General features: G+C 70.4%; 14 protein-coding genes and 1 tRNA gene. 12 read left to right on the plus strand and 3 right to left on the minus strand.

All coding sequences use genetic code 11. The features are described from left to right. Positions 1 to 381 precede the first annotated feature (381 nt). Entirely contained in the window at positions 382 to 1,575 is a 1,194-nt protein-coding gene (locus ACLZN2_RS07605; protein WP_416977614.1) for an Appr-1-p processing protein, read from the plus strand. 137 nt (positions 1,576 to 1,712) lie between these two features. Here ACLZN2_RS07605 and ACLZN2_RS07610 read toward each other — a convergent pair whose 3' ends face one another. Continuing rightward, on the minus strand, positions 1,713 to 2,384 hold the full coding sequence (locus ACLZN2_RS07610) for a 4Fe-4S cluster-binding domain-containing protein (RefSeq protein ID WP_416977615.1): 672 nt from the start codon (positions 2,382 to 2,384) through the stop codon (positions 1,713 to 1,715). Positions 2,385 to 2,748: 364 nt separating this feature from the next. Here ACLZN2_RS07610 and ACLZN2_RS07615 point away from each other — a divergent pair, with 364 nt between their 5' ends. Genes ACLZN2_RS07615 through ACLZN2_RS07625 form a run of 3 tightly spaced genes read left to right on the plus strand, consistent with a single transcriptional unit; the run spans position 2,749 to position 5,583 of the window. Next, positions 2,749 to 3,354, plus strand: a complete 606-nt coding sequence (locus tag ACLZN2_RS07615) for a hypothetical protein (protein ID WP_416977616.1) — start codon at positions 2,749 to 2,751, stop codon at positions 3,352 to 3,354. Continuing rightward, a complete protein-coding gene (locus ACLZN2_RS07620; protein WP_416977617.1) occupies positions 3,351 to 4,106 on the plus strand; it encodes a hypothetical protein in 756 nt (251 codons plus the stop codon). Before ACLZN2_RS07615 ends, ACLZN2_RS07620 begins: the two co-directional genes overlap by 4 nt. Then, a complete protein-coding gene (locus ACLZN2_RS07625) occupies positions 4,081 to 5,583 on the plus strand; it encodes a hypothetical protein (RefSeq protein ID WP_416977618.1) in 1,503 nt (500 codons plus the stop codon). Before ACLZN2_RS07620 ends, ACLZN2_RS07625 begins: the two co-directional genes overlap by 26 nt. Before the next feature lie 177 nt (positions 5,584 to 5,760). Here the strand turns inward: ACLZN2_RS07625 and ACLZN2_RS07630 are convergent, their stop codons facing one another. Together ACLZN2_RS07630 and ACLZN2_RS07635 are read right to left on the minus strand one after the other, a co-directional pair. Next, positions 5,761 to 6,792, minus strand: a complete 1,032-nt coding sequence (locus tag ACLZN2_RS07630) for an adenosine deaminase (RefSeq protein WP_416977619.1) — start codon at positions 6,790 to 6,792, stop codon at positions 5,761 to 5,763. 125 nt (positions 6,793 to 6,917) lie between these two features. Next, on the minus strand, positions 6,918 to 8,144 hold the full coding sequence (locus tag ACLZN2_RS07635) for a pyridoxal phosphate-dependent aminotransferase (protein WP_416977620.1): 1,227 nt from the start codon (positions 8,142 to 8,144) through the stop codon (positions 6,918 to 6,920). Positions 8,145 to 8,359: 215 nt separating this feature from the next. Between ACLZN2_RS07635 and ACLZN2_RS07640 the strand changes: the two genes are divergently transcribed. The 8 genes from ACLZN2_RS07640 to rplL all read left to right on the plus strand — a co-directional run bounded on the left by ACLZN2_RS07640 (position 8,360) and on the right by rplL (position 13,550). Further along, a tRNA-Trp gene (locus tag ACLZN2_RS07640) sits at positions 8,360 to 8,432 on the plus strand. A gap of 109 nt (positions 8,433 to 8,541) precedes the next feature. Next, positions 8,542 to 8,829: a preprotein translocase subunit SecE gene (secE, locus tag ACLZN2_RS07645; protein ID WP_416977621.1), complete on the plus strand. Its 288-nt coding sequence runs from the start codon at positions 8,542 to 8,544 to the stop codon at positions 8,827 to 8,829. Positions 8,830 to 8,910: 81 nt separating this feature from the next. After that, positions 8,911 to 9,771 carry a transcription termination/antitermination protein NusG gene (nusG, locus tag ACLZN2_RS07650; RefSeq protein WP_416977622.1) on the plus strand — a complete coding sequence of 287 codons (861 nt, stop codon included), beginning with the start codon at positions 8,911 to 8,913 and terminating at the stop codon, positions 9,769 to 9,771. Positions 9,772 to 9,936: 165 nt separating this feature from the next. Further along, entirely contained in the window at positions 9,937 to 10,371 is a 435-nt protein-coding gene (gene rplK / locus ACLZN2_RS07655) for a 50S ribosomal protein L11 (RefSeq protein ID WP_037858373.1), read from the plus strand. Between the two features lie 82 nt (positions 10,372 to 10,453). Beyond that, positions 10,454 to 11,179 carry a 50S ribosomal protein L1 gene (rplA, locus tag ACLZN2_RS07660; RefSeq protein ID WP_416977623.1) on the plus strand — a complete coding sequence of 242 codons (726 nt, stop codon included), beginning with the start codon at positions 10,454 to 10,456 and terminating at the stop codon, positions 11,177 to 11,179. Positions 11,180 to 11,327: 148 nt separating this feature from the next. Continuing rightward, complete coding sequence (locus ACLZN2_RS07665; protein ID WP_416977624.1) at positions 11,328 to 12,233, plus strand: hypothetical protein; 906 nt, start codon at positions 11,328 to 11,330, stop codon at positions 12,231 to 12,233. A 278-nt stretch (positions 12,234 to 12,511) separates the two neighbouring features. Beyond that, complete coding sequence (gene rplJ, locus ACLZN2_RS07670) at positions 12,512 to 13,042, plus strand: 50S ribosomal protein L10 (protein WP_133914837.1); 531 nt, start codon at positions 12,512 to 12,514, stop codon at positions 13,040 to 13,042. Between the two features lie 124 nt (positions 13,043 to 13,166). After that, positions 13,167 to 13,550, plus strand: coding sequence for a 50S ribosomal protein L7/L12 (gene rplL / locus ACLZN2_RS07675; protein ID WP_416977696.1), 384 nt, complete (start codon positions 13,167 to 13,169; stop codon positions 13,548 to 13,550). Positions 13,551 to 14,001: the final 451 nt, after the last annotated feature.

Consider the following 14,001-nt stretch of genomic DNA (forward strand, 5'->3'; position numbering starts at 1 on the left):
TTCACCTGCGCGCGGAAAGGACCCGGCGGCGGCCGGAGGCGGCGTACGGAAGGGTGTGTGAAGGAGTGCGGAAAGTTCTGTGGAACCGTGTGCGGAAACGTGTGCGGAAGCTTGTACGGAATGGTGTGCCGGAAAAGGAATCCGGATGGACACGAGATACGGCTCCGCCGCGCCGCGCACCGAATTACGGGACCTCCGCCGGGAAGCGGGGACCGGCGCGCCGCCACAGGAAGACACCAGGGCCGGAAGAGTAGCGGGATCTTGGTGCCGAGCACCTGGAAACGGGGAAATCCATCGACGGTACCGGGCGGGTGCACCGATCCGGAACGGAGTACCGGAAGGCGGGGCGGTCGCGGTGGCGGCGCGGATATGTTGACCGCCATGAACCCTGATGGTCTGCCCGACCGTGCCGACCTGGTGCGGGAGCTGCGGCAACTGCGCCGCGGGGGACTGCCCGCGCTCCAGGCGCTGGTGCCCGAGGCACTGCGCGCGGCCACCCTGCACGCCGGGTACGCCCGGGGCGAGGAGGACCTGGCCGACGGCGCGGAGCGTCTTCTGCGCGCGGCGGCCGAGCGGCTCGGCACCGACGACCTGATAGGCCGCGCCGCCCAGTGCACCTTCGGTCTGCTGCCCGGCCGCCGCGGCGACCCGGCCGCGGACCGGCGCCGGGCGGCGGCCCTCGTCTACGGGGTGACCAGCGAGCGGTTCCGGCACAGCCAGGAGAGACAGGTCGTCGAGCAGCTCGCCGGAGCCGTGCTCGCCGAGGCCCGTGAGCCCGCCGGGCGCCCGCCGCGGGCGGCCCCGCCGGGTGCCGGGACCGCCCCTGCCGTCTCCCGTCCCGTCGTCGTACCGCGCACCGGGCTGCCCGGACGGGCCGGGAGCAGACCGGTCACCGTGCATCTCTCGCCCATCGAACTGCTGCGGGACATCGACATCCTGGTGTCCTCCGAGAACGTCCACCTGGAGATGTCGAAGTCGTTCCGGCCCACCGTCTCCGGGGCGCTGCGCCGCTCGGCCGCCGTGGGCTGCGCGGCGGACGGGCCGGTCGCCGACGTCCTCGCGGACGAACTCGCCGCCTGGGTGCGGGCCCGGCCCGGGGTGCTGCCGCTGCGGCCGGGCACGGTGGTGCCGACCGGTGCGGGCGCCCTCGCCGAGCGCGGGGTGCGGCGCGTCTACCACGCGGCCGTGGCCGTGCCGGACGGGCTCGCCTACCGCGTCGACCCTCAGCACATCGCCACCGCCGTCGCCGCCTGCTTCGCCCGCGCACGTCAGGAGCGGGCGGACGGCGAACGGGCGGACGGCGGGCCCGCGCTGCGCTCGATCTGCTTCCCGCTGCTGGGCGCCGGCCGGGGCGGTCTGGAGCGGAGGATCAGCGCGGAATGGCTGCGCTGGGCCATCGAGGACGCCCTCACCGCCGACCCCGACTGGTCCGTGCACATCGTGACGCGCTACCCGGACGTGGCCCGGCTGTTCGGGGTGAAGGCGGCGGAGACGGCAGGGCCGGCAGAAGTGGCGGAGTCGGCGGAGTCGGCGGAGTCGGCGGATTCGGCGGAGAAAACGGAAACGGAAACCTGAGCGAAGCCATAAGAGGGTGGACGCCCCGGTTCGGGGGGCGCTGACGGGGGCGCATGCGACGCACAGAGCGGTGCGCGAGGCATTCAAGAGGGCGCGCGAGGCGCACGACGGCGCAGGTGTCCCCGCGAGGCGCGCGCTCATGGCCGCCAGCTCGGGTCGGTCAGCCGCAGCCCGCTCGCGGCCAGGCCCCGCTCCAGCCGGCGCAGCTCGCCGCGCGCCGGGACGCCGTACACGCGCGTGCCGGTCCCGGCGCCGTCCGCCCGCAGGCTGACCCGTGGCCCCGGCGGATAGCCGCGGGCCAGATGGGGGCCGTAGCGGCGGATGCCGAGGGGGGTGCGCGGGACGAGCCGCTGGTTGGCGGAGCCGCGCCAGACCAGGTCGGTCGGCTCGGCGACCCGGAACCGGCCCGTCACGACCGCGTCCGCGCCCGCCAGCGCCTCCCACACCTCCCCCGGCGCCTCACCGGGCTCGTGACCTGTGTAGACGAGCAGGTCGGCGGTGCCGCCCGCGTGCTCGCGCAGTCGGCCGGCGCCCCGCAGCAGCGCGGCCAGCGCGGCGGGCTGGGCGAGCGGCTCGCCGCCGCTCACGGTCAGCCCCTCGGCCCCCCGCTCCAGGGCCGCCTCCCACAGTTCCAGCAGCTCACCGACGGTGGCTGCCCGGCCGCCCGCCGGATCCCAGGTGTGCCGGGACATGCATCCCGGGCAGGCCAGCGCGCAGCCCTGGAACCACAGCGCCAGCCGTCGGCCAGGGCCGAGCGTCTCCACCGGGAAGTACCCGTCGGCGACGCGCACCGCGATCTCCTCAGCCATATGAGTCCCCCGCCTCATCCCCGCTTCGGCATATGCCTACAGCCTTATGCCAAAAACTCCGCGCCCACTTCCCGCCCACTCCGTGCCCGCATTCGAAGATCTTTTCCCCGTCTCCGGACACACTCCCGCCCGAGCGGAACGGAGCCTATTCCGAGTCGTACCGGAACGGCCCCGGTTTTCGGAAGTTTTCCAGCAACCCTCCGGTAACAAAGCCGGTGCCCCGGTCGTTCGCCGGTCGATCTCCGGCTGATTTCCGGATGCCGTATATCCGGTGTCGTAAATCTCTCCCGCTCGCCTTGGTTTATCCCCTAGGCTGCGCGCGAATCCCCGTGGGTGGTCCGGGGAATCCGAAGAGGGGGATGGAATGAGCGAGGTGAAGTCCGTCCCGGCGGACTACGGCCGCGCCCGCCTCACCGCACGCACCCGCTGGCGGGCCACCCGCCGGGGGTGGCGGGACGGCAGGGCCGGCATAGGCACCGAGCACTACGCCCGGCAGCTGGAACGCGGGGCACGGATGGCGCTGGACGACCTGATGGCCCGGTTCCTGAAGGAACGCGCGGCGGTCGTCGGCCGCGTGCACGAGGAGTCCGAGCGGATCGTGACGGAGTACGACGCCCCGCGCGAGGACGACCGGCGGCGCGAGGACGTACCCGCGGCGCTGGCCCGCTTCGGCGGCTGGGTGTCGCAGTGGCGCACGGAGGTGACGGCCTGCCAGCAGCGCGGCAGGGCCCTCGCCGCCTGCGCCGACCAGGAACTCGCCCACTACGAGGCCGCGTACGCGCGCGTCGCCCGGCTGGAGGAGCTGCCGTCCGCCGGACACCCGGGCAGCGCGGCCCTCGACGAGACGTGGACGGGCCCGCCGGACTGGCTGCTCGACGGCGTGGTGGTGAGCAGGGCGCTGCGGATTCTGGAGCAGAGGACCGGGCCGGCGGCCGCCGCGGCCGGTCGAAGAGAGCGGGGGTACCGATGAAGCGAACCACCGGCGGAACGATCCGTCCCACACCGGTCGTCGCCGTCTTGGGCGCGACCGCGCTGCTGCTGACGGCGTGCGGCACGCTGGACGGGCCGGAACGGCTCAAGGCCGACTGCGCGGTCGTCGTGGACGGCTCCGGATCCGGGGCCGACAGCGACGACGGCTTCCGGGCGAAGGAGAAGCTGGAGACGACCCTGCCCCGCTTCCTCGCCGACAAGAAGTGCAGGTACGTCTCCTACGCGCCCATCACCTCCGCCTCCGAGGCCTCCTCCTGCCAGGTGCCGCGCATCGACATCGACCCGGACTCCGACAAGCGCTCCGAACGCGAGCCCCTGTGGACGCAGACCCGCGTCCTGGCCGAGGCCGGCGCCCAGAAGATGCTGGAGTGCGCCCGCGACCGCCAGCCCGGCTCCGACGTCCTCGGCGGCCTCACCCGCGCCGCCAAGGTGCCACGGGACGGCGACGGAACCTTCCAGATCCTCGTGATCAGCGACTTCGAGCAGGCCGACCCCGGCTTCAAGCTGTCCAAGTACAAGCTGGCGACGCCGGCGCAGCGGAACACCGCCGTCGACGCGATGGTCGACGGCCGCAATCTGCCCGACCTGCCCGACACCACCGTCTACCGCGTCGGCTTCGCCATGCGCGGCACCAAGACCACCCCCGAACACGTCGAACAGCTCGGCGAGTTCTGGAAGCAGCTGCTGGAGACGGAGGTGAAGGTCGATGTCGACGACGGATACGGCGCCTGACGAGCCCCGTCGGCTCCGGAACCCCTTCCGCTTCCGCCGCTCCGAGGGCCGGGCCCCCGGCCTCGGCCGCACCGCCCCCGGCGCGCCCCGCGGCCGGGTCCCGCTGTCCGAGACCCGCGACGGCCGGCGCCTGCTGGAGCAGGCCGAGAACGCCGGCCGCCGCGCCGCCACCGGCGGCACCCTCAACCCGTACGTCCTCGGCTCCAGCCGTCGGCTGCCCTACCTCGGGCGGCTCCAGGGCATGCGCGACCACACCCGGGGCCGGGTGCTCGCCGAGCACCACGAACGCGAGGAACGCGAACTGCGGGCCTCCGCCGAGCTGTACGCCGACACCGCGAGCCGGATGGCCGAGGCCCGCCGGGCCCGCGACACCCAGGAGGAGGAGACCCGGCGCCGGCACGCGGCCGCCGCCCGCCTGGACCGCGCGGCGACCCGGATGGCCGCCCGCGAGGACCGCCGCGACCGGCTGCTGCCCTGGATCGTGGCCCGCACCGGGCCGAGCCGCCGCCCGGACGACCCGGACCCCCATCCCTACCCCGAGCCGGGGACGGACGATCCCGAGTACGGCGCCCAGGGCGAGGACGCCGGCCTGTACGCGCCCGACGAACGGGACGGCGACCCCGTACGCGACCCGGCCGCCCGGCCCGCACCCGCGACCGAGGTGCCCTGGGAGGGACTGACCGAGACCTCGGCCATGGCCCGCTGGCCCCGGCGCGTCCTCACCCTGCTGCTGATCCTGGTCGAACTCCCCGTGTACCTCGGCGTGTTCCTGGCCATCCACGACGGCACACCGGAGGGCCGGGCCAGCGCGTTCCTGCTCACCGCAGCCGTCGGCGTCGCCATGACCCTCGGCCCCTTCCAGGCCGGCCGCCAGTGGCGCCGCCGGGGTGCCACCGCCGCCCTGTGGCTGGTCCTGCCGGTCGCGGCCGCGCTGGTCACCCTGTGGGGCTGGGCCGCCTGGTACCTGGGCGACCTGCGCGCCCGGATCGTCTTCCGGGACACCGACGACTCCGCCCTGGCGGAGACCGCCCGGCAGCTCGGCGTCGACCTGCCGCCCGCGCCCACCCTGCTCGACCAGCTCCACCTGGACGAGCACACCGTCAGCGTCACCTTCATCGCGCTGCTGCTCCTGTCCGGCGGCATCGCCTTCCTGCTGGCGGTGTCCGAGGAGCACCCCTTCGTCGCCGCCTACCGGCTGCACGGCAAGCGGCTGGCGAAGGCCGAGGAGGAGCTGGCGCGGGCGGAGGCGGCGGTCGCCGCGGCCCGGCGGGATCAGGGCACCCTGGAGGAGCGGCGCACCGAACGCGCCCAGGCCCTCGCCGCCGAACTCACCGCCGTGGACAACGTCTTCGAGGCCGCGGCCCACGCCTACCTGGACGGCGTCCAGGCAGCCTCCCGCGATCCCGCGGTCACCGAGGGCGCGATGCGGCTGTCGACCCGCTATCCACTGCTGCCGGAAATCCCGGCCCAGCGGTGAGCTCCGCTGGAGGGGCGCGATGTGCCGTCGTTCGGCTGCGGCATCCGTCGTGGCTGGTCGCGCCCACGCGGCGGAGCCGCATATCGATACAGCCCCGCGCCCCTTTGGGGCGATGCCGAGCCGTAGGCGACATGGCCCGCCCCGCTCAGGCCTTCGGTGGGCAGGGGGTGCAAGGCGTCAGGTGGACAGCCAGTCGTCGACGCCTGCCAGTAGTTTTGCCTTCACGCCCTCCGGGGCCGCCGAACCCCGTACCGACTGACGGGCCAGTTCCGCCAGCTCCTCGTCCGTGAAGTGGTGGTGGTGCCGGGCGATCTCGTACTGCGCGGCCAGCCGTGAGCCGAACAGCAGCGGGTCGTCGGCGCCCAGCGCCATCGGCACCCCCGCCTCGAACAGCGTCCGCAGCGGCACGTCCCCGGGCTTCTCGTACACCCCCAGCGCCACGTTCGACGCCGGGCACACCTCACACGTCACGCCCCGCTCCGCGAGCCGCTTCAGCAGCCTCGGGTCCTCCGCCGCCCGGACGCCGTGCCCGACCCGGGTGGCGTGCAGATCGTCCAGACAGTCCCGTACGGACGACGGACCGGTCAGCTCGCCGCCGTGCGGCGCGGACAGCAGACCGCCCTCGCGCGCGATGTGGAACGCCCGGTCGAAGTCGCGCGCCATGCCCCGCCGCTCGTCGTTCGACAGCCCGAAGCCGACCACACCCCGGTCCGCGTAGCGCACCGCCAGCCGGGCCAGCGTCCGGGCGTCCAGCGGATGCTTCATCCGGTTCGCCGCGACCAGCACCCGCATCCCGAGCCCGGTGTCCCGCGACGCCGTCTCCACCGCGTCCAGGATGATCTCCAGCGCCGGGATCAGACCCCCCAGCCGCGGCGCGTACGAGGTCGGGTCGACCTGGATCTCCAGCCACCCCGAGCCGTCCCTGAGGTCCTCCTCCGCCGCCTCCCGCACCAGCCGCTGTATGTCCTCGGGCCGGCGCAGACAGGACCGCGCCGCGTCGTACAGCCGCTGGAAGCGGAACCAGCCCCGCTCGTCCGTGGCGCGCAGTCTCGGCGGCTCCCCGCTGGTCAGCGCGTCGGTCAGCGCCTCGGGGAGGCGCACCCCGTACTTGTCGGCCAGCTCCAGCACGGTCCCGGGCCGCATCGACCCGGTGAAGTGCAGATGCAGATGGGCCTTGGGCAGCTCAGAGACATCACGTACATGCTCCATCCACCGATCCTGCCGTACGGCCGTGTCGTCCCGGTAGCCGATTCCCCGAACGTGGTCTTGCTCGCACAGAACAACGGGGTCCACCCACCGGGAACGGCGAGTGGACCCCGTGGAGGAGGCGGACGTCAGTCGCGCGCCTCCGCCAGCAGCTTCTGGAGGCGGCTCACGCCCTCGACGAGGTCCTCGTCGCCCAGCGCGTACGACAGCCGCAGATAGCCCGGCGTGCCGAAGGCCTCACCAGGGACGACCGCGACCTCGGCCTCCTCCAGGATCAGCTCGGCCAGCTCCACGCTGCTCTGCGGGCGCTTGCCGCGGATCTCCTTGCCGAGCAGCGCCTTCACCGACGGGTACGCGTAGAACGCGCCCTCGGGCTCCGGGCAGAGCACGCCGTCGATCTCGTTCAGCATCCGCACGATGGTCTTGCGGCGCCGGTCGAAGGCCTCCTTCATCTTCTCCACCGCCGACAGGTCACCGGAGACGGCGGCGATCGCGGCGACCTGGGCGACGTTCGAGACGTTCGAGGTGGCGTGCGACTGGAGGTTCGTCGCGGCCTTGACGACGTCCTTCGGGCCGATGATCCAGCCCACCCGCCAGCCGGTCATCGCGTACGTCTTGGCGACCCCGTTCACGACCACGCACTTGTCGCGCAGCTCGGGCAGGATCGCCGGCAGCGAGGTGAAGACGGCGTCGCCGTAGACGAGGTGCTCGTAGATCTCGTCCGTCAGCACCCACAGGCCGTGTTCCACGGCCCAGCGGCCGATCGCCTCGGCCTCGGCGGCGGTGTAGACCGCGCCGGTCGGGTTGGACGGGGAGACGAACAGCACGACCTTGGTCTTCTCGGTGCGCGCCGCCTCCAGCTGCTCGACCGAGACCCGGTAGCCGGTCGTCTCGTCGGCCACGACCTCCACCGGGACACCGCCGGCGAGACGGATCGACTCCGGGTACGTCGTCCAGTACGGCGCCGGGACGATGACCTCGTCGCCCGGGTCGAGGATCGCGGCGAACGCGTTGTAGATCGCCTGCTTGCCGCCGTTGGTGACCAGGATTTGCGAGGCCTCGACCTCGTAGCCGGAGTCGCGCAGCGTCTTCGCGGCGATCGCGGCCTTCAGCTCCGGCAGACCGCCGGCCGGCGTGTAGCGGTGGTACTTGGGGTTCTTGCAGGCCTCTACGGCGGCCTCGACGATGTAGTCCGGCGTCGGGAAGTCGGGCTCACCGGCGCCGAAGCCGATCACCGGACGCCCGGCGGCCTTCAGGGCCTTGGCCTTGGCGTCCACGGCGAGGGTGGCGGACTCGGAGATCGCGCCGACTCGGGCGGAGACCCGGCGCTCGGTGGGAGGGGTTGCAGCGCTCATACGGCCCATGTTTTCAGACCGGAAACGGCCCCGGCACACGGGTTTCACCCACTGGGCAACTGGCTGAACATCAGACGGATTTCCTCCGGGACCGCTTTCCGTTCGACGGCACGCTCAAGACCACGTACACTCATCCGTCGTTGGCCTCCAACAGCCGTGCCTGGGCCGGTGCACACCGAGCACCCGGTCGGATGCGGTACGTTGGGGACACGCAAAGGGTCGTAGCTCAATTGGTAGAGCACTGGTCTCCAAAACCAGCGGTTGGGGGTTCAAGTCCCTCCGGCCCTGCTTCACACTCCTTCATCAGGAAGTGTGCGCATGTACGTACAGCATTGCACCGCCGTGCGGCTCGGACCGGGCGCGGCACGGCCACGACCCGGGGAACAGGTGAGGACGAATGGCGGATGCCGTGGGCTCCATCGACACGCCTGATGCCCAGGATGAGCTGCCTGAGGCCAAGAAGAAGGGCCGCAAGGGTGGCAAGCGGGCCAAGAAGGGCCCCCTGAAGCGTCTCGCGATTTTCTACCGCCAGATCGTCGCGGAGCTCCGCAAGGTCGTCTGGCCCACACGCGGACAGCTGACGACGTACACGACCGTGGTGATCGTCTTCGTGGTCGTCATGATCGGCCTGGTGACCGTGATTGACTATGGACTCAGCCACGCCGCCAAGTACGTTTTTGGCTGAGCCGAGAGCGAAGGGCGCCGAGGTATCCGGCGCCCCTTTTCGCATGTTCCACCCCTCTGTATCCAGGAAGAAGCAGCCACCGTGTCTGACCAGAACCTGAACGACGCCATCGAGCCCGACGAGGTCGACGACGAGCTCGACATCGTCGAGGGCGCGGACGAGGTGGACGAGTTCGAGGCTGCCGACGCCGAGGCGGGCGAGGCCGCGGAGGAAGCAGCGCTCCACGTCGAGGAAGAGGACGCGGAGGACGGCGAGGACGCCGAGGACGAGCTCGACGAGGCCGAGGACGAGCTCGAGGCCGAGGAAGAAGAGCCGGCCGAGCCCGTCGACCCCGTCACGGCACTGCGCGAGGAACTGCGCACCCTCCCCGGCGAGTGGTACGTGATCCACACCTACGCCGGTTACGAGAACCGCGTGAAGACCAACCTGGAGCAGCGCGCCGTCTCGCTGAACGTCGAGGACTACATCTTCCAGGCCGAGGTGCCGCAGGAAGAGGTCGTCCAGATCAAGAACGGCGACCGCAAGACGATCCGCCAGAACAAGCTCCCGGGCTATGTCCTGGTGCGCATGGACCTGACGAACGAGTCCTGGGGCGTCGTCCGCAACACGCCCGGCGTCACCGGCTTCGTGGGCAACGCCTACGACCCGTACCCGCTGACCCTGGACGAGATCGTCAAGATGCTCGCCCCGGAGGCCGAGGAGAAGGCCGCCCGCGAGGCCGCCGAGGCCGAGGGCAAGCCGGCTCCGCAGCGCAAGGTCGAGGTCCAGGTGCTGGACTTCGAGGTGGGCGACTCGGTGACCGTCACCGACGGTCCGTTCGCCACGCTGCAGGCCACGATCAACGAGATCAACGCCGACTCGAAGAAGGTCAAGGGGCTCGTCGAGATCTTCGGTCGCGAGACCCCGGTCGAGCTTTCGTTCGATCAGATCCAGAAGAACTAGCTTCTTCGGGAAAAGCTTCCGACCAGGTCAGGCGGGCTGTCACAGCTTGCCTGACCTGCTCGGTTTTTGGCCGCGCTTCCATACCCGTTATCGTTGTGCGGTATGCCTGCGTGCGGGTAGCACCCGGATGCAGGCATGGACCCGAATGAAAGGACCCGGAGAGTAATGCCTCCCAAGAAGAAGAAGGTCACGGGGCTCATCAAGCTCCAGATCAACGCCGGTGCGGCGAACCCGGCCCCGCCGGTCGGCCCCGCGCTCGGTCAGCACGGTGTCAACATCATGGAGTTCTGCAAGGCCTACAACGCCGCGACCGAGTCGCAGCGTGGCTGGGTCATCCCGGTGGAGATCACGGTCTACGAGGACCGCTCCTTCACCTTCGTCACCAAGACCCCGCCGGCCGCGAAGATGATCCTCAAGGCCGCTGGTGTGGAGAAGGGCTCCGGCGAGCCGCACAAGACCAAGGTCGCCAAGATCACCGAGGCGCAGGTCCGCGAGATCGCCCAGACCAAGCTTCCCGACCTGAACGCCAACGACCTGGACGCCGCGTCGAAGATCATCGCCGGCACCGCCCGTTCCATGGGCATCACGGTCGAGGGCTGACCTTCTCCACCCCGTACTTCAGCAGTAGTGGCAGGGCCTGCTCGGCCCGTACCACGACTCCTCAGACACATCAGGAGCAGTAGTGAGCAAGCGCAGCAAGTCTCTCCGCGCTGCGGACGCCAAGATCGACCGGGAGAAGCTCTACGCCCCGCTCGAGGCCGTCCGTCTCGCCAAGGAGACCTCCACGTCCAAGTTCGACGGCACCGTCGAGGTCGCCTTCCGTCTGGGTGTCGACCCGCGCAAGGCCGACCAGATGGTCCGTGGCACCGTGAACCTGCCGCACGGCACCGGCAAGACCGCCCGGGTCCTGGTCTTCGCGACCGGTGACCGTGCTGCGGCCGCGGAGGCCGCGGGCGCCGACATCGTCGGCTCCGACGAACTGATCGACGAGGTCGCGAAGGGCCGTCTGGACTTCGACGCCGTCGTCGCCACCCCGGACCTCATGGGCAAGGTCGGCCGCCTCGGCCGCGTGCTCGGTCCCCGTGGTCTGATGCCGAACCCGAAGACCGGCACCGTCACCCCCGACGTGGCCAAGGCCGTCACCGACATCAAGGGCGGCAAGATCGAGTTCCGCGTCGACAAGCACTCGAACCTGCACTTCATCATCGGCAAGACGTCCTTCGACGACACCAAGCTGGTGGAGAACTACGCCGCGGCGCTCGAGGAGATCACCCGTCTCAAGCCGTCCGCCGCGAAGGGTCGCTACATCAAGAAGGCCGCGATCAGCACCACGATCGGCCCCGGCATCCAGATCGACCCGAACCGCACCCGCAACCTCCTCGTCGAGGAGGACCCGGCCGCGGTCTGAACCTGACGGTTCCCTTTCGGTCGGCGACGAGCCCCGCAACCTTTCGAGGTGCGGGGCTCGTCCCTTTTGGTCGAAGAGGCTTTTTTCGTACGACTGTCAGTGCTGTGCGTTAGCGTGCAGTGACGGGACTCTCATGGGGGTGGGACGGATGAAGCGCACGTTCGTGCGGACGGCGGGACTGTCCATCGCGGCGATGAGCCTGCTGGCGGGGGTGACGGCCTGCGGCTCCTCGGGGGACTCCGGGAGCTCGGGAGGCTCCTCCGGCGGCTCCAGCGGTGGCTCGGGGGGCGGAGGGTTCGATCCCATCGCCGCGCTGCGCACCGCCGAGAAGTCCACCGACGGCGCCGACTCCGCGAAGGTCGAGTCGACCACGACCATGGGCTCGGTGATGTCCATGACCGCCGACGGCGCCCTCGCCTGGGGCGACGGCCTCACCGGCAACCTCACCATCACGTACACCGGCGGCACGATGGCCGACACCATGCGCGAGATGGGCAGCGACTCGATGGAGGCCCGCTACCTCCCCGACGCCTACTACGCCCGGATGGGCGACACCTTCGCCGAGCAGTCCGGCGGCAAGCACTGGATCAAGTACGCCTACGACGACCTGGAGACCCTCGGCGGGAGCGGTGGGGCGTATCTGAAGGACCAGATGCAGAACACCACCCCGAACCAGTCGGTGAAGCTCCTGCTGGCCTCCGGGGACGTCCACAAGGTCGGCGAGGAGAGAGTGCGCGGACAGCAGACCACGCACTACTCGGGGACGGTCGACGTGGCCGACCTCGCCGAGAAGAACTCCAGCCTCAGCCAGAGCCAGCTCGACGACCTGAGGAAGACGCTGGAGCAGGCCGGCGTCACCACCGAGACCGTCGACATCTGGGTCGACGACCAGGACCTGCTGGTCAAGAAGGTCGAGAAGGGCGAGGCGTCGGCGGGCGCGTACAGCCAGACCGCGTACTACAGCGACTACGGCACCGAGGTCGCGGTCGAGGAGCCGCCGGCGAGTGACACGGCCGACTTCACCGAGCTGGTGCAGCAGCAGTCGGGGGGCTGAGCGGATTTGCTTGACGGCGTCCGTCTCCCGTACTCTCCTACCGAAGCCAAAGACCGCTGGTCGTTGCCGTGTCCTTGAGAAGGGGTGCGGCGGCCGAAGGATCCGCTAGAGATGCGGACGACCCGCGCAGGTGACTGTGGAAGTGCTCCCGGGCCGGATCCCGTCCGTAGACGGTTCTCGTTCGGTCGAGCTACGCCCCGTGCGCCTGCGCCGGGGCGTTTCGTCTGTTTCAGCCCCTTCCGAGCGGTCCTCATCACCCGGAAGGAGGCCGACGCTCTATGGCAAGGCCCGACAAGGCTGCCGCGGTGGCCGAGCTCACGGAGCAGTTCCGTAGCTCGAGCGCCGCCGTGCTGACCGAGTACCGGGGTCTCACCGTGGCGCAGCTCAAGACGCTGCGCCGCTCGCTCGGTGAGAACGCCCAGTACGCCGTGGTGAAGAACACGCTGACCAAGATTGCGGCCAACGAGGCCGGGATCACGACGCTCGACGACCTGTTCAACGGTCCGACGGCGGTCGCCTTCGTCACCGGTGACCCGGTGGAGTCGGCGAAGGGTCTTCGTGACTTCGCCAAGGACAACCCGAACCTCGTCATCAAGGGCGGTGTCCTTGACGGCAAGGCGCTGTCCGCCGACGAGATCAAGAAGCTTGCGGACCTCGAGTCCCGCGAGGTTCTGCTCGCCAAGCTGGCGGGCGCCATGAAGGGCAAGCAGACGCAGGCTGCTCAGGTCTTCCAGGCGCTCCCGTCGAAGTTCGTCCGCACCGCGGAGGCGCTTCGTGCCAAGCAGGCCGAGCAGGGCGGTGCCGAGTAACTCGGCTCGCGTAATGACCGCCGCCTCCAGGCAGCCCGCCTGAGGCAGGGGGTCGTAGCGGGCCGAACGTACGCCCGCCAGACATGTACATCCGGCACCAGCCGAAATTAGTGGAAGGAAAGCCATCGTGGCTCTCACCCAGGACGAACTGCTCGCCGAGTTCGAGAACATGACCCTCATCCAGCTCTCCGAGTTCGTGAAGGCGTTCGAGGAGAAGTTCGACGTCACCGCCGCCGCCGCGGTCGCCGTCGCGGGTCCGGCCGGCCCGGCCGCCCCCGCCGAGGCCGAGGAGGAGAAGGACGAGTTCGACGTCATCCTCACCGGTGCCGGCGACAAGAAGATCCAGGTCATCAAGGTCGTGCGTGAGCTCACCTCGCTGGGCCTGAAGGAGGCCAAGGACCTCGTGGACGGCGCCCCGAAGCCCGTTCTCGAGAAGGTCGCCAAGGAGGCCGCGGAGAAGGCCGCCGAGTCCCTCAAGGGCGCCGGCGCCTCCGTCGAGGTCAAGTAACACCCTCCGGGCCCACCAGGTCCGGAACCCGGGCTCAGCGAGCCTGTAACGCGTAAGCGCCGAAGAGCGATCATCCATCTGGGTGGTCGCTCTTCGGCGTTCCCGGGAGGTCGGCCACGGTTGCCCTGCACCCGTGACGGCGAGGGGTATGGTGATCTTCGTCGTGTCTCCCGCGGCCCGGGTTTACGCAGGGGGGCCTTGACGAACCGCACGTAGCGCGCAATTCTCAGGACGCGTCGTCACAAGGATCCGAATCCGAGGCATGGATCGACGACGAAGAGGGCAGTATCAACGCGTTGAAGGCAGGCATGTGACGCAGGCGTTGAGGGCAGCAAGGGTCTCTGAAAGACGGGACTGGACATCAGTGTGCCGACTGGCTACACTGACCCTTTGCGCTGCCTGTTAGCTGTCCCCTGTCCGTCACCAGGGGTCTGTCCTCACTTGAGCACCG

Source organism: Streptomyces sp. T028, assembly GCF_048159505.1.
Classification (GTDB): Bacteria; Actinomycetota; Actinomycetes; order Streptomycetales; family Streptomycetaceae; genus Streptomyces.